Source organism: Kitasatospora sp. NPDC032121 (assembly GCF_055580145.1).
This window is the reverse complement of record NZ_JBVILX010000015.1, coordinates 18,960-41,061: the sequence shown is the minus strand read 5'-3', so window position 1 is coordinate 41,061 and position 22,102 is coordinate 18,960. Positions and strand designations below refer to the sequence as shown.

Below are 22,102 nucleotides of genomic sequence, written 5' to 3'. Positions count from 1 at the left end.
CGCCCCCTCCGTCCCCCTCCCCCCCCCCCCCCCCCCACCGGCTCCCCCCCCCCCCCCCCCCCCCCCCCCCCCCCCCCCCCCCCCCCCCCCCCCCCCCCCCCCCGGCCCCTGTCATGTCCGAACCCGGCCGGCGCCGGGGAGGTCAGTCCTCCAGCCGGAAGCCGACCTTGATGCACACCTGGTAGTGCTTGATCCGGCCGTCCTCCAGGTGGCCCCGGACCTGCGAGACCTCGAACCAGTCGAGGTTGCGCAGCGTCCGGGAGGCCCGCTCCACCCCGTTGCGGATCGCGGCGTCGACGCTCTCGGTCGAGGACCCGACGATCTCGGTCACCCGGTACACATGGTCGGTCATGGCGGACTCCTCAGCTGTGCGACGGCCCCCGGTCCACCGTGCACCGGCCCGGGTTCGCCCGCACCCCGACGGCCGCCGGGGCGAGGGGCTCCGGAGGGCCGTCCGCACCCCGCCGGGCAGGGACCCTAGAAGGCCGCCCGCACCTCGCCGACCGGCACGCCGCCGCCGAGCAGCGGAGCCGCGCCTATCCGCTCGACGGTCCCGTCCGCCCCGGCCACCCCGGCCACCCCGAGCCGGCGCAGCGCGGCAGCCAACACCGGGCCACGGGCGCGCTCGGCGCCGTCCTCGATCTTGAAGGCCAGCGCCCGCCCGTCCGGCAGCGCGACCACCTGGACGGCCTCGGCGCCCATCTTGGACAGCGCGCCCGGCACCGCCCGCATCAGCCAGGTGTCGGCCCGGCGGGTGCCGGCCACGTACTCGGGGTGGGCGCGCATCGCGTCGGCGACGCGGCGCGGCCCGGTGCCCTCGGCGGCCAGCACGAGGCCGCGGTAGCCGCGCGCCAGGCCGGTCAGCGAAACGGCCAGCAGCGGCGCGCCGCAGCCGTCCACCCCGGCGTGCACGGCGGTCTCGCCGGTGGCCTCCTCCAGGGCCTCGCGGGCCAGGAGCTGGATCGGGTGGACCGGGTCGAGGTAGCTCGCGGTGTCCCAGCCGTTGGCGGTGCAGGCGGCCAGCCAGCCGGCGTGCTTGCCGGAGCAGTCCATCAGGATCGGGGCGCGCCCGCGGCCCGCGGCGAGCAGCAGCTCCGCCTCGGTCTCGTCCAGCGGGAGGTCGGCCGGGGTGCGCAGCGCCGACTCGTCGAGCCCGGCGGAGCCGAGGATGCTCCGCACACCATCGAGGTGAAACGATTCTGCAGAGTGACTGGAGGCCGCCAGCGCCAGCAGCTCGCCGCCGATCGCGAGCCCGGCCCGCAGCGTGGCCACCGCCTGGAACGGCTTGGCGGTCGATCGCGGGAAGACCGGGGCGTCCGGGTCGCCGAGCGCGAACTCGACCGAGCCGTCGGCCGCGAGCAGCACCAGGGAGCCACGGTGGCGGCCCTCGACGAAACCGGAGCGCACGACCTCGGCGAGAACGGGCGCGGTGACGGGCAGGGACATGACGGATGAGCCTTCCGGGGGCGAGGGTGGGCCGGGAGCGAGCCGGGTCCCACCGCCCGCGGTGACTCACCCGGTCAGAGCGGCCCACCAGCGAGTAGGTCGTCGACCCGTGCCTCCCCATCACGGTACCTGCGGGTGATCTCGGCATTGCAACCGTCGGCCGTGCGCAGCAGCCGCTGGCGCCGTCCGGACACCTCGCGCTCGTGCGCCCGCAGCCGCTCCAGGGCGGCCAGCAGCTCCTCGGCCGGGTGCGCGGCCAGGTCGGCGAGCTGGACGTCGCCCATCAGCGCGTCCGCCTCCAGCCGGGACTCCTCGGTGCGCGGCGGGCCGAGGGTGACGTGCCGGGCCGAGCGCCGCACGGTGGAGGGCGCGTCGGTCAGGATGGCCGGCAGCCGGTCCAGCAGGTCGCCGGGGACGAGGTCGGGGCCGGACGGGCCGGCCGTACGGACCGGGCCCACCCCGGGCCGCCGGTCGAGTTCCGCGCGCAGGATGTCCATCCGCCCGTGCAGCAGCCGCCGCAGGTAGGACAGGTCGGCCTCCTGCTCCAGGGTCTCCCGGCGCAGCACCCGCAGCTGCTCCAGGCCCAGCCGCTCCAGGTCGGGCTCGTCCTCCGCGCCCGCCGCCGGACCGTACGGGCCCCCCGGGTCCCGCACCACCGGCCCGAACCGGTCCCGCGCCGCGCCGCTCGCGTCCATCACCCAACCACCTGACGTCGTCCGATCCCGCCCGCTCGCGGCACCCCGTCCCTGCCGCCGGTCCGGCCCGGCCCCCGACGGGCCGGGCGTCCCGTCCACCGGCACCCCCGGGAACCCCGGGAGGGTCCGGTCCCCGGCCGCGACCGCCCACCGGGCGGCACCGCCAGACGCCTGACCTACCGGCTCGACCGCCCGGCCGAACCCGGCCCGGCGCGGCGGACCTCCTGGCGCCCCGGACCCTTCGTACGGTCCACCAGCGTGCCACCCCTCCCGGCGCGCGCGCACCGCCCGTGCACCCGAACGGCCCCCTGGCGAACGGGGGTGGCTGATATGACCGGTCCTTTTCGCAGGAAGAGCGGCGCCCGATTCAGCGCAGGCGCGCACTCCAGGGCGTGCACGACCTTTACGCGCGCCCCTGGTGTGCGCCCTGAGTAGGCCGCTGGGGCGGACGGGAAGGGTGCGGCGGGCACCCGGGGCACGGGCCGACGCACGGCGGCGGACGCCTCTCGGGGGCCCTCCCAGGGGCCCTGCGGCGCTCCGGCACAATGGCGGCATGCGAGCAGTGGTGCAGCGAGTGACCGAGGCCCGGGTGACCGTGGCCGGTGAGACCGTCGGCGCGATCGAAGGGCCCGGGCTCTGCGTCCTGGTCGGCGTCACCCACGACGACACCCCCGCCAAGGCCGCCCAACTGGCCCGCAAGCTCTGGACGCTGCGGCTGCTGCCCGCGAACGACGAGGGCGTCGAGCAGAGTTGCTCCGACCTCGGCGCCCCGCTGCTGGTGATCAGCCAGTTCACGCTCTACGGCGACGCCCGCAAGGGCCGCCGCCCCACCTGGAACGCCGCCGCCCCCGGCCCGGTCGCCGAGCCGCTGGTGGACGAGGTGGTGGCGCAGCTGCGCGCGCTGGGCGCCAAGGTGGAGACGGGCCGGTTCGGCGCCGACATGCGGGTGGCGCTGGTGAACGACGGCCCGTTCACCGTCCTCGTCGAGGTCTGACCGCGTCGGGCCGGGCGGCCCCGGCCGCGCGGCGGTCTACTGGGGGACGATCACGTCCTGGGTGCCCGGCACCGTCCCGGCCAGCAGCACGGCGTCCACCGGGACGTTCCGCTTGACGATCGCCAGCGCGATCGGCCCCAGCTCGTGGTGCCGGGCCGAGGAGGTCACGAAGCCCAGCGCCCGCCCGTCCGGGTCGGTGGCCAGCCGCACCTCGGTGCCGTGCGGGGGCAGCGTCTCCTCGGTGCCGTCCAGGTGCAGGAAGACCAGCCGGCGCGGCGGGCGGCCCAGGTTGTGCACCCGGGCGACGGTCTCCTGGCCGCGGTAGCAGCCCTTCTGGAGGTGGACGGCGGTGCGCAGCCAGTCCACCTCGTGCGGAATGGTCCGGTGGTCGGTCTCGAAGCCCAGCCGGGGCCGGTGGCCCTCGATCCGCAGCGCCTCGTACGCCCAGACCCCGGCCGCCGGGCCGTACCCGGCGGTGAGCCGCTCCAGCTCGCCGCGCGGCACGAACAGGTCACGCCCGTACGGGAGTTCGCGGACGGCGGCGGCACCCTCGACGGCGGCGGTGGAGCCGGCCGGCAGGTGGACCACGGCGTACTCGGCGGTCGCGTCGGCGACCTCCACCCGGTAGAAGAACCTCATGCTGTCCAGGTAGGCCACCAGCGCCTCCTGGGTGCCCGGCTCGACGTGCGCCCAGGTGGTGGTGCCGTCGTCCACCAGGTAGAGCGCGTGCTCGACGTGCCCGTTCGGGGAGAGCACCAGCGCCTCGGCGGCCTGCTGCGGCGGCAGCTCGCTGACGTGCTGGGTGAGCAGCAGGTGCAGCCAGGAGAGCCGGTCCTGGCCGGTCACGGTGACCACGCCGCGGTGCGAGAGGTCCACGAAGCCCGCGCCCTGCGCCAGGTTGCGTTGCTCGCGGAAGATGTCGCCGTAGTGGGCGGCGACGCCTTCGTCTGCCCCCTCGGCGGGGACGGCTCCGGACAGGGAAAGCAGCGGGCTCTTCACACCGGTCATACCGGCCAGCTTACGACCGCCCCTCGGCGAGCTTGGCGGTGCAGTCCGCGCAGCGGCCGAAGATCGCGAAGTGCTTGAGGTCGGTGTCGAAGCCGTACCGCTCGCGCAGGCTGTCGACCAGCGGCTGGGCGATCTCGGTGCCGGTCTCGGTGACCTGCTCGCAGTCCCGGCAGACCAGGTGCAGGTGGTGGTGGCGGCCGGCCAGGTGGTAGGTCGGGGCGCCGTGGCCGAGGTGGGCGTGCGAGACCAGGCCCAGTTCCTCCAGCAGCTCCAGGGTCCGGTAGACGGTGGAGATGTTGACGCCGCTGGCCGTCCGGCGGACGTGGCAGAGGATGTCGTCGGGGGTGGCGTGGTCGAGTTCGTCGACGGCCTCCAGCACGAGCTGGCGCTGCGGGGTCAGTCGGTACCCGCGTTCGCGCAGGTCGGCCTTCCAGTCGCCGGATAGCTGCCAGTCGGTGGTGCCGGTGTCCGCCACGGTACTGTCCCTGCCAATGGTCGGGGGTCCTGGATGCAAGTGTAGGGACCGGCCGCGGGCCGGTCCCTACCTCGTGCACCGAAGTGCCGGTCGTGCGACCGGCCTACTTGAAGAACGCGATGCCGTCGTCCGGCAGGTCGTTGATGTCCTTGATCAGCTGGGCGGGGCTGAGCACCTTCTTCAGCTGCGCGGACATGTACGGGCGCAGCGGCACGTTCGGGGCGGCCTTCTCGCCGACCCAGAGCAGCTCGCCGTTGACGAAGCCGTACAGCCGCTTGCCGCCCGAGTACTCCGGGGAGCCCTCGATCCGGGCGACGGCGTCGGTGGAGACGTCGACCTGGGGCTTGCCGTCGGCCAGCTCGCCGTACCAGATCTCGACCGTGCCGTCGTCGCGGACGGAGGAGATCTCGATCCCCCGGGCGCCGCTGGTGCCGTCGTGGTTGCTGGTGATGCGCCAGAACGCGTGCTCGTTCTCCAGCGGACGGACCTTCTCGCCCTCCTCGTTCAGCACCCAGGTGCGGGAGCGGAACTCCAGGAAGGGGCGGCCGTCGTGGCGGATCACGATCTCCTGGCCGAAGTTGCACTTCTCCGCGCCGGGGAAGTCGAAGACTCCCGCGCCCTCCCAGGTGCCGAGGAGGAAGGCGAGCGGGACGACGTCCCTGTGGAGGTCAGAGGGGATCTCGATCATGTTCCTGGTCGCTGTTCTCGTCGGTGTGGGACTGCCTCAACCGTACGGCAGGCTCAGCGCTGGCCCTGGTACAGCTTCATCACCGAGAAGATGGCGAACCAGGTGATCAGCACGGCCATGAGGGCCAGCAGACCGTCGAAGAAGATTTCCAGACCGGACACGGGGGGCTCCCAGGCGGCGACAGTGTGGTGGATTTTGCTCCGCTCACTCTATCCGCCGGGTTCCGGGCGGTCGCGGTGAGCCCCACCACGTCGCGGCTCGCGCCGCCTCCCCGCCGTGTTCCCGCCGTCTCCCCGGCGCTGCCCAAGCTTTGCCCAAGGGTTCCGGGGATGCCGGACGGCGGGGGTGGCGGGCGATCTATGGTGGCGCCATGTCGAAGAAACTGGTCATCAAGGTCACCGCAGGGGCGGACGCGCCGGAGCGGTGCTCGCAGGCGTTCACGGTGGCGGCGGTGGCCGTCGCCAGCGGGATCGAGGTCTCGCTCTGGCTGACCGGGGAATCCTCCTGGTTCGCACTGCCGGGCCGGGCGGCGGAGTTCGAGCTGCCGCACGCGGCGCCGCTGCCGGACCTGCTGGAGTCGATCCTGGCGGCCGGCTCGGTGACGCTGTGCACCCAGTGCGCGACCCGGCGCGGGATCGAGCAGAAGGACACCGTCGAGGGCGTCCGCATCGCGGGCGCGCAGGTCTTCGTCAGCGAGATCATGGCGGACGGCGTCCAGGCGCTCGTGTACTGACGCCCGCCGGGCCCTACGGGCGTCGCTCGTGGTCGGGGCGGTCCCGGTCGTGACCGGGTTCGTCCCACTTCGGGTCGTCCCAGCGCGGGTCGTCCCACCAGTCGTCGTCCGGGTCCCGCTTGTTGGCGAACACCGCGGCGACGGGCGGGATGACCATCGCGACCACGCACATGCCGATCGCCGCGCCGACCGAGAAGAACCGCACCACGCCCCAGGCCATGACGAACAGGCCCAGGCACACGCCCATCATGGCGAAGTAGTAGCGACGCCGCCGCTTTGCCCGCACCCCTCCACGGTACGGCCGAGGGCCCCTGCGCGGCAGGGGCCCTCGGGGTGCTCCGGATTCGTTCCGACCGGGGTCAGACCGCGATCGCGACCTCGACGGCGGTGCCCTGGGAGGCCACCACCTGGCGGTCCACGGTCTGGCCCGGCACCAGCGCGCGCAGGGTCCACTTGCCCGGGCGGGCGAAGAACCGGAACTGGCCGGTCGCCGAGGTGGGCACCTCGGCCGTGAACTCGTTGTTCTCGTCCAGCAGCCGGACGTAGCCGTTGACCGGCTCACCGTCGCGGGTCACCGAACCCTGGATGATCGTCTCGTTCGCCACGTCAACTCCTGCCAGGTCCGGGCCGCCGGCCTTCGCACCGCACATGTCTGTGTTTTCCCTTCTGACTTACGGGTCGAGCCGGGGCTCAGTTGCTGCCGAGCTCGATCGGCACGCCGACCAGGCTGCCGTACTCGGTCCACGAGCCGTCGTAGTTCCTGACGTTCTCCTGGCCGAGCAGCTCGTGCAGCACGAACCAGGTGAGCGCGGAGCGCTCGCCGATGCGGCAGTAGGCGATGGTGTCCTTCGCCAGGTCGATGCCCTCGGCCTCGTACAGCGCCTTGAGCTCGTCGTCGCTCTTGAAGGTGCCGTCGTCGTTGGCGTTCTTGGCCCACGGGATGTTGCGGGCGCTCGGCACGTGGCCGGGGCGCTGCGACTGCTCCTGCGGGAGGTGCGCCGGGGCGAGCAGCTTGCCGGAGAACTCGTCGGGCGAGCGGACGTCGACCAGGTTCAGGTTGCCGATGGCGGCGATCACGTCGTCGCGGAAGGCGCGGATCGAGGAGTCGGCGGCCTGCGCCGTGTACGAGGTGGCGGGGCGGGCCGGCACCTCGGCGACCAGGTCGCGGGAGTCCAGCTCCCACTTCTTGCGGCCGCCGTCCAGCAGGCGGACGTCGCCGTGGCCGTACAGCTTGAAGTACCAGTAGGCGTACGAGGCGAACCAGTTGTTGTTGCCGCCGTACAGGACGACGGTGTCGTCGTTGGCGATGCCCTTGGCGCTGAGCAGCGCCTCGAAGCCGGCCTGGTCGATGAAGTCACGGCGGACCGGGTCCTGGAGGTCCTGCTTCCAGTCGATCCGGACGGCGTTGCGGATGTGGTTCTTGTCGTACGCGGAGGTGTCCTCGTCGACCTCGACGATGACGACCTTCGGGTCGTCCAGGTGGGCCTGGACCCAGTCGGCGTCGACCAGGACGTCGCTGCGGCTCATGGTGGTGATCTCCATCCGAGGGCGGTTGTGCGGAAGGTGCTGCTCAGGAGGGGTGCTGCAGGGGCCCGGGCAGGCACGGTCCGAAAATCCGTCCGAATACTGGGACGAGAGGGCGGACCGGTGCGGCCGGGCGGTGAACTGCGGAATACCTCGGGGACCACCCGCTCACAGAGCCGGGCACGGTCACCGGGAAGATCGGCGGCGGGCGTCAACTGCCCTGCCGGAGCGCCGAGTCAGCGCATTCGACACAGACAGGCGGCCACGCGGCACAGGTCTACCGCCCGCCGCTTCGTGAGGTCCGTCTGTCGCTTCATGCCGACGATGCTAGGGACACCGGAGGCCCGCTGTCATCAACGTATCGAATAATGGGATCGAAACGACCGGATGATGGGATTCACCCTCGGCGCGGCCCGCCGGGGCCCCGCCGGAGGCCCTCCGACGGCGTGCGCGGGCCGGAAACGACACCGCTCCGCGGTCCGCGCTGGACAGCGCGTCTCGCGGAGCGGAACGATTCGGCAGCGCCCGGCACGGGCCGGGATCAGCCCAGGAGCTTGACGTCCTTGCCGTCGAAGGTCAGCTGGAGGCCCTCCGCCAGCGGCGTCACACCGCCGCTCCCGCCCTCCTGGTCGGCCAGCTTCAGGCCGGCCGGCAGCGAGTCCAGGGTGAAGCTCATCGGCTCGATCTGCTGGCCGGTGGCACCGGCCACCATCCCCGCGAGCGAGCTCAGCCGGAAGCCGTCCACCGTCACGGTGTTGCCCTTGTTGTGCACGGTGCCCTCGCCGATCGCGATCGGCCCCAGCGCGGCCTTGACCTTGCCCGGGCCCGCGTAGGACAGACTCAGCCGGGAGCTGCCGCCCACCGGCAGCTTGGTCCCGTGCAGCAGCTCGGAGGCGGGCGGCAGCAGCTGCGCGAGGTCCTGGTAGGAGATCACCCCGCTGCCGGTGCCGCTGTCCACCGTGGCACTGCTCATGCTGTCGCTCACCTTGACCCCGGAGAGCCGCGCCTTGAAGGAGTGCAGCGCCACCCGGTGGCTGCCGTCGCCGACGGTCAGGCCGTCCGAGGAGATCCGGACGTCGTCCAGCTTCTTCGACACCACCTGGGTGAGGAACGGGAAGCCCTCGATCGAGACGTCCGGGCGCTGGCTCATCCGGCCGCTCTTCACGATCCGGTCGGCGGCCTCGTCCTCGGCCACGCCGACCGCGATCCGGTCGGCGCCCAGCAGCAGGCCGGAGAGCACCACCAGGCCGATCGTGGCCTTCAGCCATCCGCGCATCGTGTCCCCCGTCGTCGCCGGTCGCTGTGGTCGTTCGTCGGTCGTCGTCAGTCGTCGTTCCACGGCGGTCGCAGGACACGTCCGCCCTAGCACGACCGTACGACGTCCGGCCCCGGAACATGGTTCCGGGGCCGGAATCCGACCTGGGGCGGAGCGGAAGGGTCAGGCCAGCAGCTCGGTGGCGATCCAGATCAGCGGCGCCGCCACCGCCAACGGCAGCGCCACGCCCGCCGTCATGTGCACGAAACGGGACGGGAAGTCGTACGCCGCGACCCGGCGACCGACCAGCGCGCCCAGCCCGGCCAGCGCGCCGAGCGCCACCGGCGCCCCGACCAGCAGGCCCAGCGCCACCGCCGCGGCCAGGCCCAGCACCGGGCCCAGCTGCTTCGGCCCGGGCAGCGGCGCCGCGGCCAGCAGGGTGGCCAGCGCCACCGCACCCACCGCTGCGGGCACCCAGTCGGCCAGCAGCAGCGTGGTGCACAGTGCCGTCACCACGGTGGCCGAGCCGAGCACGGTCAGCGCGTAGAAGCGCTCCTTCGGGTCCGACGGGCGGAACGTCTGCAGCACCAGGACGAGCAGGAAGAACCCGCCCAGGGTGCCGACCACGGCCGCCACGCCACCGTCGGAGTCCGCCAGCAGCACCGCCGCGTCCGCCGTGAAGCCGGCCAGCGCGGCGAGCAGGATGCCCTGCCGGGCCGGCCACATGCCGTTCAGCCGGAACCAGCCGGCCGCCGTCAGCAGCTGGAGCAGCGCCACCACCAGGGCCAGCGCGACCTGGCCGAGCGCGGCGCCGCCGGCCAGCAGGGCCGCCGCTCCGGCGGTGATCAGCGCCGGCTGCAGGCCCGGGTCGATGATCGGCGAGCCGGTCCGGCCGCGCGGGCCGGCGGGCGGGACGGCCTGCGCCGGCCCGGCCTGCGGCGGGGCGGCCGCGTACCCCGGCGCGCCCTGGCCCTGCGGGCCGGGGAGGCCGGGGAGGGGCGGACGCTTGAGCGTCATGGTCGGCGGGTCGAAGGCCTCCGCCGACTGCGGCACGGGGGCCGGCTGCGGCGCCGGGGCCGCGTGCCTGGCCCGCGGCCTCGGCGGCTGCTGGAGCTGGATCGTCGGGTCCGGCTGGGGCTGCACCGGCTGCACCGGCTGCCGCCGCCGCGGGTGCTGCGGGGGCTGCTGCTGGTGCTGCGGAGCCTGCTGCGGGTGCTGCGGGTGCTGCGGGTGCTGCGGGTGCTGCGGGTGCTGCTGCTGAGGGTGCCGCGGGGCCTGCTGCTGGTGCTGCGGGGGCTGCTGCTGGTGCCGCGGCGGCGCGACCGGCATCGAACCGGACACCACCACCGGCGGCAGCAGCGCCGTCGCCTCGGCGTCGTCGAACGCCGGCACCGGCGGCAGCAGGGTGGTCGCGGCCGCGTCGTCGAACGCCGGCACGAGCGGCAGCACCGCGGTCGCCGCGTCGTCCACCGGGTAGCCGTACGGCGGCTGCGGGTCGGGCTGCTGCGGCGGGAAGTACGGCTGCTGTCCCTGGGGCGGGTACGGCCGCTGCTGCGGGTGGGGCTGCTGCGGCCAGTCGCCGGAGCCGCCGCGGTTCGGGTTGTTCATGTCCGTCACGCCGCTCAGCCTCCCGCGAACGGCGGGAGGACCTCTACCGTCCCACCCTCGGTCAGGGCGACGGCCGCGTGGTCGCGACCGCCCACCTGGGCCCCGTCGACCAGGTACGAGCAGTGCCCGAGCAGCCGGACGAGCTTCGGCCGGTCGGCGTGCCGCTCCTTGGCCGCCGCCAGCGCCTGCGCCAGGGTCGCCGCCTCGTACGGCTCCTCGGCCAGCCCGGCCTCGGACTTCGCCGCCGCCCAGTAGCGGATCGTCCCGCGCACCCGGGCGCCGCTCGCGGGCTCGGTGGTCGCGCCCATCGGGCCACCCCTTCTCGTCGTCCTCGCCCGGCCCCGGTGCCCCGGTCCGGCTCGCCATCGCGACGGCCGCCCGATCACCCGAACGATGGACCCGAACAGCGCCTCCGATGTGCGTCCCATGATGGCGTGTCCGCCACCACGAGCGGCAATCGCCCTGGCCGGACGGCCGGGCGGCACCCGGCGGCCGCCCACCGGACCGTCGCCGGGGGCGCGGGACCGGCGTTCGACGCTGTGTCCAGCCTCACCCGGCGCACGCCCGATTTGGGCGAACCGCCGGATTCGGGCACTCCCGACCGAGGGGGCGGTCGGCTATCCTCGACCACCAAGAGGGATCCGGGCAGAGTCGCCCCCGGGTCCTTTTGTGCTTCCAGGACGCCAGTACGGACGTTCTTGCGATTCGTCGGTCCACCCCCGGCGCACCGCACGGACGCCCCGCCTGACGCGGCACAACGACGTGCCCCGGCCGGCCGGGGCATCGCCACCCGGCACCGGGCCGCCACCCGGCACCGGACAGACCGGAGGGTTCGCGGTGAGGAACAGGGCAGAAACGGTGCGCCAGGGGTTGCGGGACCCCCGGCCGACCCGCCGTCGCGCCCTGTACGCCGTCCGCACCCCCGGTTCGCCGCGGCCGACCGTCGTCCCCTCCTCCCCTCCAGCACGTGCGCCATCCGGCTGTGGCGGCAGCCGTAACGCGACCGCGACGACCCGGAAAGGGGACCACCGGGCATGAGTTCTCTCCTCCTCCTCACCAATGCGCTGCAACCCTCCGCAGAGGTGCTGCCCGCCCTCGGACTGCTGCTCCACAACGTCCGGGTGGCGCCCGCCGAGGGCGCGGCCCTGGTCGACACCCCCAGCGCGGACGTCATCCTGGTCGACGGCCGACGCGACCTGCCGCAGATCCGCAGCCTCTGCCAGCTGCTGCGCTCCACCGGCATCGGCTGCCCGCTGATCCTGGTGGTCACCGAGGGCGGCCTGGCCGCCGTCACCGCCGAGTGGGGCATCGACGACGTCCTGCTGGACACCGCCGGCCCGGCCGAGGTCGAGGCCCGGCTGAGGCTCGCCCTCGGCCGCCTCCAGGTCGTCACCGACGACAGCCCGATGGAGATCCGCAACGGCGACCTCTCGGTCGACGAGGCCACCTACTCCGCCAAGCTCAAGGGCCGGGCGCTCGACCTCACCTTCAAGGAGTTCGAGCTGCTCAAGTACCTCGCCCAGCACCCCGGCCGGGTGTTCACCCGGGCGCAGCTGCTCCAGGAGGTCTGGGGCTACGACTACTTCGGCGGCACCCGGACGGTGGACGTGCACGTCCGGCGGCTGCGCGCCAAGCTCGGCGTCGAGCACGAGCAGCTGATCGGCACCGTGCGCAACGTCGGCTACCGCTTCGTCGTCCCGGAGAAGCCCGAGAAGGGCGAACGGCCGGAGCTCGCCCAGCGGCCCGCCCCCCTGGACGCCTGAGGCACGGGTCCGTCCGGCACCCGTCCGGGGCCGGACGGACCGCCGACCGCCCGGCTTGTCCGGTTCCTCCCGGAGCCGCCCGCCGGCCTGCCGGACAAGGCCTCAGGTCCCACTGCCGCCCCGGGGGGCCACACGCGTAGACTCCCCCCCGTGGCCAAAGTGACGCGCGACGATGTAGCCCGGCTGGCTGGTACCTCGACCGCGGTCGTCAGCTACGTCATCAACAACGGGCCGCGCCCGGTCGCGCCCGCGACCCGGGAGAAGGTCCTCGCGGCGATCGAGCAGCTCGGCTACCGGCCGAACAGCGTCGCCCAGGCGATGGCCTCCCGGCGCACCAACCTGATCGGCATGGTCGTCCCGGACGCCCGCCAGCCCTTCTTCGCTGAGATGGCGCACGCCGTGGAACGGGCCGCCTCCGAGCGCGGCAAGCTCGTGCTGATCGGCAACTCCGACTACGTGGACGACCGCGAGGTGCACTACGTCCGCGCCTTCCTCGGGATGCGCGTCTCCGGCCTGATCCTGGTCAGCCAGGGCCCCTCGCAGCGCGCCGCCGAGGAGTTCGCCGCCATGGAGGGCGCCAAGGTGGTGCTGCTGCACCGCCGGCCCGAGGCGATCGACGACGTCGCGGTGGTCACCGACGACGTGGCGGGCGCCGAGGCGATCGTGCGCCACCTGCTGGAGGTGCACGGACACCCGTACGTGGCCTGCTTCGGCGGCCCGGTCGAGTCCCCCGCCCCCGGCGACCCGGTCATCGACCACGTCGAGGGCTGGCAGCGCGCCATGGACGCCCACGGCATCCCCACCGAACCGCACCTGATCGACGCGCCCTTCCACCGCTACGGCGCCTACGAGGTCGCGCTCGGCGTGCTCCGCTCGCCGGACCGGCCGCGGGCGATCTTCTGCTCCACCGACGACCAGGCGATCGGCGTGCTGCGGGCCGCCCGCGAGGTCGGCCTGCGGGTCCCGGAGGACCTCGCGGTGGCCGGCTTCGACGACGTGCCCGAGGCCGCGCTCGCCGACCCGCCGCTGACCACCGTCGCCTCCGACCGCGACGCGATGGCCCGGGCCGCCGTGGACCTGGTGCTGGACGACTCGCTGATGGTGCCGGGATCAGACACCGAGCGGGTCCGCACCTTCCCGTCCCGGCTGGTCATCCGCCGCTCCTGCGGCTGCGACGGCACCACCCCCGGCCGATCCGCACCGGAGTAGCCGGTTCCGCTCGACAGGCGGCCTGACCAGGCTTTATGAGAACCCAACGGGCTTCTCTCCCCGTTCTGAGCCGGTTCTCATCCACTCCTCATGCACCGGGCCGAGCTTGGTCTGCATGAGCGAACAGCAGCAGCACCCCAGCGAGCAGTACGACCCGTACCAGCCCCACCGGCCGTACGACCCGTACCGGGCGCACGAGCCCCGGGTGATCGAGGGCACCGTGCTCGGCGCCGGCCCCGCCACGGACGCCCCCGGCACCACCGCCGGGTACAGCTACCGCGAGGACCACTCCGACGGCGGCTTCGACGGACCGCCGCCGCCCCCGCCGATCCCGCCCGAGCCGCCCACGATCCTCGGCCCCGGCTCCCCCGAGGGCCCCGGCCACCACGGCGGCCGGGCCCGGCGCGGACTGCTGCGCGGCCGGCTCGCCATGGTCACCGCCGTCGCCGCGATCGCCGCCGTCCTCGGCGGGGTCACCGGCGGGCTGGTCGCCGCCGACCGGCAGAGCTCCGACAGCCGCGTCGGCACCATTGCCAGCCCGGTCTCCGCCCGCTCCGACGGCAGCGCCGACGTGGCCGCCATCGCCGCCGCCGTCTCGCCCAGCACTGTCCAGATCACCGTCAAGACCGGCAACGGCACCGCCACCGGCACCGGCGTCGTCCTGGACACCGACGGCCGGATCCTCACCAACTACCACGTGATCGACACCGCCGCGGCCGGCGGCGGCCGGATCACCGTCACCTTCAAGGACGGCTCCACCGCCCAGGCCACCGTGACCGGCACCGACAAGGCCCTCGACGTCGCCGTGATCACCGCGACCGGCGCGAAGAACCTCACCCCCGCCGTCCTCGGCGACTCCGCCACGGTGGCCATCGGCGACCCGGTGGTCGCCATCGGCAACCCCGACGGCCTCACCGGCACCGTCACCTCCGGCATCATCAGCGCCGAGAACCGCGACGTCACCGTCCAGCTCGACGAGGGCAGCACCAGCAACAACGGCGGCTTCGGCCTGCCCTTCCTGCCCGGCATGCGCGGCACCGCCCCGCAGTCCACCGGCGGCAGCACCACCACCTACAAGGCCTTCCAGACCGACGCCGCGCTCAACCCCGGCAACTCCGGCGGCCCGCTGATCAACGCCAACGGCCAGGTCATCGCCATCAACTCGGCGATGTACGCGCCCGGCAGCTCCGGCGCCTCCGGCAACGGCTCGGCCGGCAGCGTCGGCCTCGGCTTCGCCATCCCGATCAACGACATCAAGCAGGTCCTGCCGAAGCTCGCAGCCGGACAGAGCCTGTGAGCCACACTCCCTGAGACGGACAATTGCTCCCAGCAGGCCCTCCAGCCGACGAGAACCCGACGAGAAAGGGCACCCGCCCATGACCCCGTCCGCCGACGACCGCACCACCGCCGAGGCCGCCCACCCCTCCGCCCGGCTCCTCGTGGTCGACGACGAACCCGCCCTCCGGGACGCCCTGGAGAGCAGCCTCGCCTTCGAGGGGTACGAGGTCGCCACCGCCACCGACGGCTACGAAGCCCTGGAGTCCGTCGAACGCGACCGGCCCGACCTCGTCCTGCTGGACATCATGATGCCCCGGATGGACGGCCTCACCGCCGTCCGCCGGATGCGCTCGCGCGGCGACACCGTCCCGGTGCTGATGCTGACCGCCCGCGACGCCGTCGGCGACCGCGTCACCGGCCTCGACGTCGGCGCCGACGACTACCTCGCCAAGCCCTTCGAACTCGACGAACTCCTCGCCCGCGTCCGCGCCCTGCTGCGCCGCAACGCCCTCGCCGCCGAGGCCGCCGCCCGCGCCGCCGTCGAGGACGAGAGCGAGGTGCTCGCCTTCGCCGACCTGCGGATGAACACCGCCACCCGCGAGGTCACCCGGGCCGGCAAGCCGATCGAGCTCACCCGCACCGAGTTCATGCTGCTGGAGATGTTCCTCTCCCACCCGCGCCAGGTCCTCACCCGCGAACAGATCCTCAAGGCGGTCTGGGGCTTCGACTTCGAGCCCTCCTCCAACTCCCTGGACGTGTACGTGATGTACCTGCGCCGCAAGACCGAGCAGGGCGGCATGCCCCGCCTGATCCAGACCGTGCGCGGCGTCGGCTACGCGCTGCGCCCGGCCTCCGGCACGAGCGCGTGAACAACGTCCCGCCCCCTCCGCTGGCCCCTCCGCCGGCTCCGCCCCGCACGCCGGGGCTCCGGCACCGTCTGGTCCACTGGTACCGCTCCCGCTCGCTGCGCGGCCGCCTCACCTTCCTGAGCGCGGCCGCGGTGGCGGTGGCCATCGCGCTCTCGGCGCTGGCGTGCTGGTTCATCGTGCAGAAACAGCTGTACGGGCAGGTGCGGACGGACCTCCTCAGCGCACCGATGCCCCCCGCCCCCCGAGTACTCCTGAGCTGCTACCCGACCGCGGACCAGGCCCTGGCGGAACAGCCGACGAGCCTCACCCCGGAGAACGGCGGCGCGGTGGCCCGGGACACCCAGTACGTGGTGGCCGGCCCGACCGCCGTCTGCCTGCCGCCGAACGCGAGCAAGGCCATAGTCGTCCAGCCCGGCGACCTGACCGGGTTCAAGCTCCAGAACGGCCAGTCGATCATCCGCGACGGCCGGTTCACCGATGGCACCCCCGCGGTCGTCCGGATCTCCCCGACCCACGGATCACGCCCGGCACTCATGATGGTGGCCACCTCCACCCAGCCGATCGAGGAGTCCCTCCAGGGCCTCGCCATCCTCCTCGGCTCGGTCTCCGCCGGCGGCATCCTGCTCGCCGCCATCGCCGGCCGCCTGGTCGCACGCTCCGCCCTGAAGCCCGTCGACCGGCTCACCGACGCCGTCGAACACATCGCCAGGACCGAGGAGGTCGGCACCACCATCCCGGTTCGCGGGGACGACGAGATCGCCCGCCTCTCCACCTCCTTCAACTCCATGAGCACCGCCCTCGCCAACTCCCGCGAGCGGCAGACCCGGCTGATAGCCGACGCCGGACACGAACTGCGCACCCCCCTGACCTCCCTGCGCACCAACGTCGACCTGCTGATCCGCAGCAACGACACCGGCCGCCCGCTGCCCGCCGCGACCAAGACCAAGCTGCTCGGCAACATGAAGGCGCAGATGCAGGAACTCACCGTCCTGATCGGCGACCTGCTCCAGCTCTCCCGCCCGGACACCCCGAAGAGCGGTCCGGCACCGACCGTGGTCGCCCTGCACGAGATCACCGGACGGGCCGTCGAACGGGCCGAGCTGCGCGGCCCGGGGCTGGTCTTCGAGACCGACACCGAGCCCTGGTACGTGCACGGCGACGCGGCCGGGCTGGAACGGGCCGTGATCAACCTGCTGGACAACGCGGTCAAGTACAGCCCGCCCGGCGGCACCATCGACGTCCGGCTGCACCAGGGCGTCCTGACCGTCCGCGACCACGGCCCCGGCATCCCACCGGACGAGCTCCAGTACGTCTTCGACCGGTTCTGGCGCTCGCCGTCCTCGCGCCAGCTGCCCGGCTCCGGCCTCGGGCTCTCGATCGTCGCCCAGAGCGTCCGGGAGGCCGGCGGCGAGGTCACCCTCGGCCCCGCCACCGACGGCGGCCCGGGCGCGCTGGCCACCGTCCGCCTGCCCGGCGGCCCCGCCCCGGAATGACGGAAGGGCGGGTGGGGGCGCCCCGACAGCGCTCCCACCCGCCCCATGGCCGGCTCACGGTCAGTCGATGGTGCTGCCCGGGCCGATGACCTTGATCCGGTCCTGCGCCGGGGCCTGGAGCGGCGCGGCCGCCGAGCTGTGGGCACCCAGGTAGGCGGTGAAGACGTCCAGGTCCGAGGCGCCGACCAGCTTGTCGGTGCCGGCCGCGAAGGCGGGGAAGCCGTCACCGCCGCCGGCCAGGAACTCGTTGGCCGCGACGCGGTACGTGGCGGCCGGGTCGACCGGGGCGCCGTTCAGCCGGACCGAGTCCAGGACCACGCGGTCCGCACCGGTCTTGCGCATGTCCAGGGTGTAGTGCAGGTTCGAGGACACCTGGAGGATCTTCGGCGCGGCGGCATTGGAGCCGCTCACCTGCTGCTGGAGCAGCTGGATCAGCTGGGCGCCGGTCAGCGTCTTGACCTGCATCATGTTGGTGAACGGCTGGACGGTGAACGCCTCGCCGTAGGTCACCACGCCGTCGCCCTCGCCGCCCGAGGCCTTGTAGACCAGGTCGGAGCGGATGCCGCCGGGGTTCATGAAGGCGACCTGCGCGCCGCCCTTGTCGGCCGGGGCCAGCCCGGCGAGCTGCGCGTCGGCGATCACGTCACCGAGCGGCTTCTCCGGGTCGCCGTTGCCGCGGCCGTTGATGTCCGAGGCGATGTAGCCGATCGGACGGTTGGCGATCGGGGCGGCCAGCTTGGAGTAGTGGCCGACCAGCGCCGTCATGTCGGGCGCCTTCTCGACCGTGCGGCGCACCACGTGGTTCTCGGCCTTGACCGAGGGACGCACGATCTCGCCGGTGGTCTTGTCCAGCTTCATGTCGATCTCGGTGAACAGCCGGCCGAAGGAGGCGGCGCTGGTCACCGAGCGCGGGACGCCGTTGGGGTCGGGGATGCTGCAGGCGTACGCGTTGTGTGTGTGGCCGGTGACGATGGCGCCGACCGCAGGGTCGATCTTCTTCGCGATGTCGACGATCGGGCCCGAGATGCCCTGGCCGGCCGCGCCGCAGTCGTAGTTGTAGACGCCGCTGGCCGGGTAACCGCCCTCGTGGATCAGCGCGACGATCGAGTTGACGCCCTTGGCCTTGAGCTCGGCGGCGTACTTGTTGATCGTGGTGACCTCGTTGGCGAACTTCAGCCCCTTGATGCCCTCGGCGGTCACGATGTTCGGCGTGCCCTCCAGGGTGACGCCGATGAAGCCGACCTTCACGCCCTGGGACTTGGTGATCCAGTACGGGGCCAGCAGCGGCTTGCCGGACTTCTCGTCGGTGACGTTGGCCGACAGGAAGTTGAAGTTGGCGCCCTTGAAGGTGCGGCCGGGCTCGTAGCAGCCGTCGGTCGGGTGGCAGCCGCCGTCCTGCATGCGCCGCAGCTCCTGCGCGCCCTCGTCGAACTCGTGGTTGCCCACGGAGGTGACGTCCAGGCCGAGCTTGTCCATCGCCTCGATGGTCGGCTCGTCGTGGAAGAGCGCCGAGGTCAGCGGGCTGGCGCCGATGATGTCGCCGGCGGCGACGGTGATCGAGTCGTCGGCCGGGATGCGCGCCTTGCGCAGCTCGGTGGCCAGGTACTCGATGCCGCCGGCCGGGGTGGCGACCTCCTTGCCGGTGGCCGGGTCGATCTCCTTGATCGTGCCGGACGAGCCGGCCGGGGGCTCCAGGTTGCCGTGGAAGTCGTTGATCGCCAGCAGCTGGAGGTTGACGGTCTTGTGGCGCTTGGCGTCGGCGTCGGCGGCCTGGGCGGCCGTCGGCACGACCACCGTGCCGAACAGACCTGCGGCGGCGACGACGGCGAGCGCCGTCCGTCGGGATCTGACGGTGAGCATGAAGGGTTCCCCTGCACCTTGGAAGGAGCACCGGCTGTGGACAGCATCGGCGTTCGGGCATGTGTTGCGACTGCGAAGCCTATGGTCAACGCGCGTAGCTGTCAGGACGTCGAACGTAACGAGAGGATTACCTACTGACGAACCATCGCCGTCCGAGGGGCGCGGAGCCCGCGGAGACGGCCGCCGCGCGGGCCCTCCCGAGGGGCCCTCAGACCCCCGGCTCGGCCGCCAACTGCCGCTCCGCGCGGTCCCGTTCGGCCACCGCGTCCTCCGTCATCGCGCGGTCCGTGTAGACCAGCGGACGCTCGGCCTCGGTGACGATGTGCTTGACCACCTGGACGTTGCCGTTGACGTCCCAGACCGCGATGCCCGGCGACAGGGTCGGAATGATCTCCACCGCCCAGCGCGGCAGGCCCAGCACCCGGCCGGTCGCCCGCGCCTCCTCGGCCTTCTGCATGTAGATCGTCCGGGTCGAGGCCATCTTCAGGATCGCCGAGGCCTCCTTGGCCGCCGCGCCGTCCACCACGTCGGACAGGTGGTGGACCACCGCGACGAAGGACAGGCCCAGCCGGCGGCCGAACTTCAGCAGCCGCTGGAACAGCTGGGCCACGAAGGGGCTGTTGATGATGTGCCAGGCCTCCTCGACCAGGAAGATGCGCTTCTTCCGATCCGGCCTGATCCAGGTGTGCTCCAGCCACACCCCGACGATCGCCATCAGGATCGGCATCGCGATCGAGTTGCGGTCGATGTGCGAGAGGTCGAAGACGATCAGCGGCGCGTCAAGGTCGATGCCCTCGGTGGTCGACCCGTCGAACATGCCGCGCAGGTCGCCGTCGACCAGCCGGTCCAGCACCAGCGCCACGTCCAGGCCCCAGGACTGCACCTCTTCCACCGCCACGCCCAGCGACTCCACCGAGGACAGGTCGGGGTTGCGCAGCGTGTCGATGATGTCGTCCAGCACCGGCTGGCGATCCTTCACCGCGGCCACCACGTGGGCGTGCGCGGCCTTCAGCGCGAAGCCCGCGCGCTCCTCCAACCCGCGCCCCATCGCCACCTCGACGATCGTGCGCAGCAGCGACAGCTGGCCGGTCTGGGTGATCGCCGGGTCCAGCGGGTTGAGCTTCACCCCGCCGTCCCTGGCCGCCATCGGGTCCAGCCGGATCGACTTTATGCCCAGCGCGTCGGCGATCAGGTTCCACTCGCCCACGCCGTCCTCGCCCTGCGCGTCCAGCACCACGACCTGGCGGTCGCGGAACCTCAGCTGCCGCAGCACGTACGTCTTCTCCAGCGCCGACTTGCCGTTGCCGGACTCACCGAGCACCAGCCAGTGCGGGGCGGGCAGCTGCTGCCCGTACAGCTGGAACGGGTCGTAGACGTACCCCTTGCCGCTGTACACCTCGCGACCGATGATCACACCGGAGTCGCCCAGGCCCGGAGCCGCCGTGGGCAGGTAGACGGCCTGCGCCTGGCCGGTGGAGGTGCGCACCGGCAGGCGGGTGGTCTCCACCTTGCCGAACATCAGGCTGGTGAACGCATCGGTGAGGTTGCCGAGCGCCATGGGCGGCCTCCTGACGGGTCAGCGGTGGACGAGGGTGCGGGTGTACGGGGGGCGTGCGGCCGTGCTCAGCGGCGGATGCCGGTGGCGAACGGAAGCGTGTTGACGAAGGCCCGGTGGTGCTCGCGGTCGCACCACTCCAGCTTGAGGTAGCTCTTGCCGGCCGAGGCCCGGATGGTCCGCTTGTCGCGGGCCAGCGCGTCGGGGTTGCGCGAGGAGACCGTGATGTAGCCGACCAGGTTCACCCCGGCCGCGCCGGAGGCCAGGTCGTCACCGCGCTGGTCCACCCGGCCGGTGTGGGCCAGGTCGCGCGGGTCGACCGTGCGGTTCATCTTGGCCGCACGGCTGGCCTCGGCCTCGTCGTTGGTCTTCTCGGTCAGCATCCGCTCGATCGCGACGTCCGTGGGCTCCAGGTCCATCGTCACCGCGACCGTCCGGATCACGTCCGGAGTGTGCACCAGCAGCGGCGCCAGGAAGTTGACGCCCACCGGGGTGAGCGGCCACTCCTTGATCCACGCGGTGGCGTGGCACCACGGCTCCCGGGTCGCCGACTCGCGGGTCTTCGCCTGCAGGTACTGCGGCTGGGTCGCGTCCAGCTCGGCCGGCCAGGCGTTGCGCCGGGACATCGCCTGGATGTGGTCGATCGGGTGGTCCGGGTCGTACATCGAGTGCAGCAGCGAGGAGAGCCGGGCCTGACCCAGCGGCTGACGCACCCGGATGTCCGCCTCGGCCAGCCGGGCGCAGATGTCGGTCAGCTCGCGCGCCATCACGGCCGCCAGCCCCTCGTCGTCCCGCGCCCGCCGCCCGGTGGCCGTCCGGCCCATCGCGTGCGCCTCGGCGGCCAGGTCCCGGGTGTAGTGCATGCAGGCCACCAGGTACGCCCGGTGCTGCTCCGAGGAGGTCGACACCATCGACTGCAACTGGTCGTACGAGTCCTGCAGCCAGCGCGGCGACGACGGGTCGCCGCGCCGCTCGACGTCCTTGGCGTGCGCGTCCGGATCGGCCGGCAGGGTCCGGGCCAGGATCTGCAGCCGCGTCACGAAGCCGTCCCCGTTGGCGACGTGCTTCAACAGCGTCCCGAACCGGTCGACCAGGGCCTCCTGGTCCTCCGAGTCACGCAGGCCGACGCCCGGACCCTCGATCTCGATCGCGGCCGTCACCGTCCGACGCTCCAGGTGCATCAGCACCCCGACCTCGTCCGGCCCGAACGGCGCCGTCAGCCAGCGCAGCCGCCCCACCCCCGGCGGCGGGCCGACCTCCACCTCCCGGCCGTCCAGCCGGGTGCCGGCGTCCATCACGTCCGAGCGCCACACCGCCCGCCCACTGCGGACCGTCCGGCGGTAGGTGCGGTTGATCTCCACCCACTTGTAGAACGTCCGCTTGCGGTACGGCACGTACACCGCCGCGATGGCGAGCGCCGGCAGACCGACCAACCCGCCGATCCGCAGCGGCAGGATCGGCATCAACAGGCCCCAGAGCATGCCGAGGAAGGCCCCGAGGATGATCAGCATGATCTCGCCGGACTCCCGGTTCCGGCCGATCGGCGCGTTCGGGCGGGCCTTGCCGATCAGGTAGGTACGGCGCTGGTGCACGTACGGCTGGGCGTACTGGGCACCGTACTGGCCCAGCGGTTCGCTGCTCACTTACCC

General features: G+C 73.0%; 23 protein-coding genes. 7 read left to right on the top strand and 16 right to left on the bottom strand.

All coding sequences use genetic code 11. The features are described from left to right. Positions 1-142: 142 nt before the first annotated feature. From ACZ5OX_RS29255 to ACZ5OX_RS29245, 3 genes are all read right to left on the bottom strand, one after another. Positions 143-352, bottom strand: a complete 210-nt coding sequence (locus ACZ5OX_RS29255) for a dodecin (protein WP_030288965.1) — start codon at positions 350-352, stop codon at positions 143-145. Positions 353-477: 125 nt separating this feature from the next. Next, positions 478-1,446: an asparaginase gene (locus ACZ5OX_RS29250; protein ID WP_465634224.1), complete on the bottom strand. Its 969-nt coding sequence runs from the start codon at positions 1,444-1,446 to the stop codon at positions 478-480. 74 nt (positions 1,447-1,520) lie between these two features. After that, a complete protein-coding gene (locus ACZ5OX_RS29245) occupies positions 1,521-2,141 on the bottom strand; it encodes an RsiG family protein (protein WP_449792251.1) in 621 nt (206 codons plus the stop codon). 553 nt (positions 2,142-2,694) lie between these two features. Here ACZ5OX_RS29245 and dtd point away from each other — a divergent pair. Beyond that, positions 2,695-3,135, top strand: coding sequence for a D-aminoacyl-tRNA deacylase (dtd, locus tag ACZ5OX_RS29240; RefSeq protein WP_359818859.1), 441 nt, complete (start codon positions 2,695-2,697; stop codon positions 3,133-3,135). 36 nt (positions 3,136-3,171) lie between these two features. On the opposite strand, the gene ygfZ is transcribed toward dtd, so the two are convergent. The 3 genes from ygfZ to ACZ5OX_RS29225 form a co-directional block, all read right to left on the bottom strand. Then, entirely contained in the window at positions 3,172-4,134 is a 963-nt protein-coding gene (gene ygfZ / locus ACZ5OX_RS29235) for a CAF17-like 4Fe-4S cluster assembly/insertion protein YgfZ (protein ID WP_465634365.1), read from the bottom strand. Between the two features lie 19 nt (positions 4,135-4,153). Further along, positions 4,154-4,618: a Fur family transcriptional regulator gene (locus ACZ5OX_RS29230; RefSeq protein ID WP_402406172.1), complete on the bottom strand. Its 465-nt coding sequence runs from the start codon at positions 4,616-4,618 to the stop codon at positions 4,154-4,156. A gap of 103 nt (positions 4,619-4,721) precedes the next feature. After that, positions 4,722-5,306 (bottom strand): heme-binding beta-barrel domain-containing protein, encoded by a 585-nt coding sequence (locus tag ACZ5OX_RS29225; protein WP_402406171.1) that lies wholly within the window; start codon positions 5,304-5,306, stop codon positions 4,722-4,724. Positions 5,307-5,676: 370 nt separating this feature from the next. Here ACZ5OX_RS29225 and ACZ5OX_RS29220 point away from each other — a divergent pair, with 370 nt between their 5' ends. Further along, the gene (locus ACZ5OX_RS29220; RefSeq protein WP_392882614.1) at positions 5,677-6,039 is read left to right on the top strand and encodes a DsrE family protein; all 363 of its coding nucleotides are present in this window, start codon (positions 5,677-5,679) and stop codon (positions 6,037-6,039) included. A gap of 13 nt (positions 6,040-6,052) precedes the next feature. Here the strand turns inward: ACZ5OX_RS29220 and ACZ5OX_RS29215 are convergent, their stop codons facing one another. From ACZ5OX_RS29215 to ACZ5OX_RS29185, 7 genes are all read right to left on the bottom strand, one after another. Beyond that, positions 6,053-6,325 (bottom strand): DUF3099 domain-containing protein, encoded by a 273-nt coding sequence (locus tag ACZ5OX_RS29215; RefSeq protein WP_449792227.1) that lies wholly within the window; start codon positions 6,323-6,325, stop codon positions 6,053-6,055. Between the two features lie 73 nt (positions 6,326-6,398). After that, positions 6,399-6,689, bottom strand: coding sequence for a DUF1416 domain-containing protein (locus ACZ5OX_RS29210; protein ID WP_030288989.1), 291 nt, complete (start codon positions 6,687-6,689; stop codon positions 6,399-6,401). A 40-nt stretch (positions 6,690-6,729) separates the two neighbouring features. Next, positions 6,730-7,566, bottom strand: a complete 837-nt coding sequence (locus ACZ5OX_RS29205; RefSeq protein ID WP_449792226.1) for a sulfurtransferase — start codon at positions 7,564-7,566, stop codon at positions 6,730-6,732. A 233-nt stretch (positions 7,567-7,799) separates the two neighbouring features. Next, the gene (locus tag ACZ5OX_RS29200) at positions 7,800-7,880 is read right to left on the bottom strand and encodes an Ms5788A family Cys-rich leader peptide (RefSeq protein WP_350517234.1); all 81 of its coding nucleotides are present in this window, start codon (positions 7,878-7,880) and stop codon (positions 7,800-7,802) included. A gap of 224 nt (positions 7,881-8,104) precedes the next feature. After that, a complete protein-coding gene (locus ACZ5OX_RS29195) occupies positions 8,105-8,839 on the bottom strand; it encodes an LmeA family phospholipid-binding protein (RefSeq protein WP_465634221.1) in 735 nt (244 codons plus the stop codon). Between the two features lie 162 nt (positions 8,840-9,001). Next, a complete protein-coding gene (locus ACZ5OX_RS29190; protein WP_465634220.1) occupies positions 9,002-10,435 on the bottom strand; it encodes a hypothetical protein in 1,434 nt (477 codons plus the stop codon). Positions 10,436-10,440: 5 nt separating this feature from the next. Continuing rightward, positions 10,441-10,734 carry a MoaD/ThiS family protein gene (locus ACZ5OX_RS29185; RefSeq protein ID WP_392882623.1) on the bottom strand — a complete coding sequence of 98 codons (294 nt, stop codon included), beginning with the start codon at positions 10,732-10,734 and terminating at the stop codon, positions 10,441-10,443. 726 nt (positions 10,735-11,460) lie between these two features. Between ACZ5OX_RS29185 and ACZ5OX_RS29180 the strand changes: the two genes are divergently transcribed. The 5 genes from ACZ5OX_RS29180 (at position 11,461) to ACZ5OX_RS29160 (ending at position 17,038) form a co-directional block, all read left to right on the top strand. Beyond that, positions 11,461-12,189: a response regulator transcription factor gene (locus ACZ5OX_RS29180; protein ID WP_402406160.1), complete on the top strand. Its 729-nt coding sequence runs from the start codon at positions 11,461-11,463 to the stop codon at positions 12,187-12,189. 150 nt (positions 12,190-12,339) lie between these two features. Continuing rightward, positions 12,340-13,398 (top strand): LacI family DNA-binding transcriptional regulator, encoded by a 1,059-nt coding sequence (locus ACZ5OX_RS29175; protein ID WP_449792224.1) that lies wholly within the window; start codon positions 12,340-12,342, stop codon positions 13,396-13,398. Between the two features lie 115 nt (positions 13,399-13,513). After that, positions 13,514-14,695, top strand: coding sequence for a S1C family serine protease (locus ACZ5OX_RS29170; RefSeq protein ID WP_465634218.1), 1,182 nt, complete (start codon positions 13,514-13,516; stop codon positions 14,693-14,695). A 79-nt stretch (positions 14,696-14,774) separates the two neighbouring features. Further along, positions 14,775-15,545: a response regulator transcription factor gene (locus tag ACZ5OX_RS29165; RefSeq protein WP_402406154.1), complete on the top strand. Its 771-nt coding sequence runs from the start codon at positions 14,775-14,777 to the stop codon at positions 15,543-15,545. Beyond that, positions 15,542-17,038, top strand: coding sequence for a HAMP domain-containing sensor histidine kinase (locus tag ACZ5OX_RS29160; RefSeq protein ID WP_465634217.1), 1,497 nt, complete (start codon positions 15,542-15,544; stop codon positions 17,036-17,038). Before ACZ5OX_RS29165 ends, ACZ5OX_RS29160 begins: the two co-directional genes overlap by 4 nt. A 60-nt stretch (positions 17,039-17,098) precedes the next feature. Here the strand turns inward: ACZ5OX_RS29160 and ACZ5OX_RS29155 are convergent, their stop codons facing one another. The 3 genes from ACZ5OX_RS29155 to ACZ5OX_RS29145 form a co-directional block, all read right to left on the bottom strand. Further along, positions 17,099-18,898, bottom strand: a complete 1,800-nt coding sequence (locus ACZ5OX_RS29155) for a bifunctional metallophosphatase/5'-nucleotidase (RefSeq protein WP_465634216.1) — start codon at positions 18,896-18,898, stop codon at positions 17,099-17,101. Between the two features lie 208 nt (positions 18,899-19,106). Continuing rightward, entirely contained in the window at positions 19,107-20,456 is a 1,350-nt protein-coding gene (locus tag ACZ5OX_RS29150) for an ATP-binding protein (protein ID WP_465634214.1), read from the bottom strand. 65 nt (positions 20,457-20,521) lie between these two features. Beyond that, entirely contained in the window at positions 20,522-22,096 is a 1,575-nt protein-coding gene (locus ACZ5OX_RS29145; protein ID WP_449792219.1) for an SCO6880 family protein, read from the bottom strand. Between the last annotated feature and the right edge of the window lie 6 nt (positions 22,097-22,102).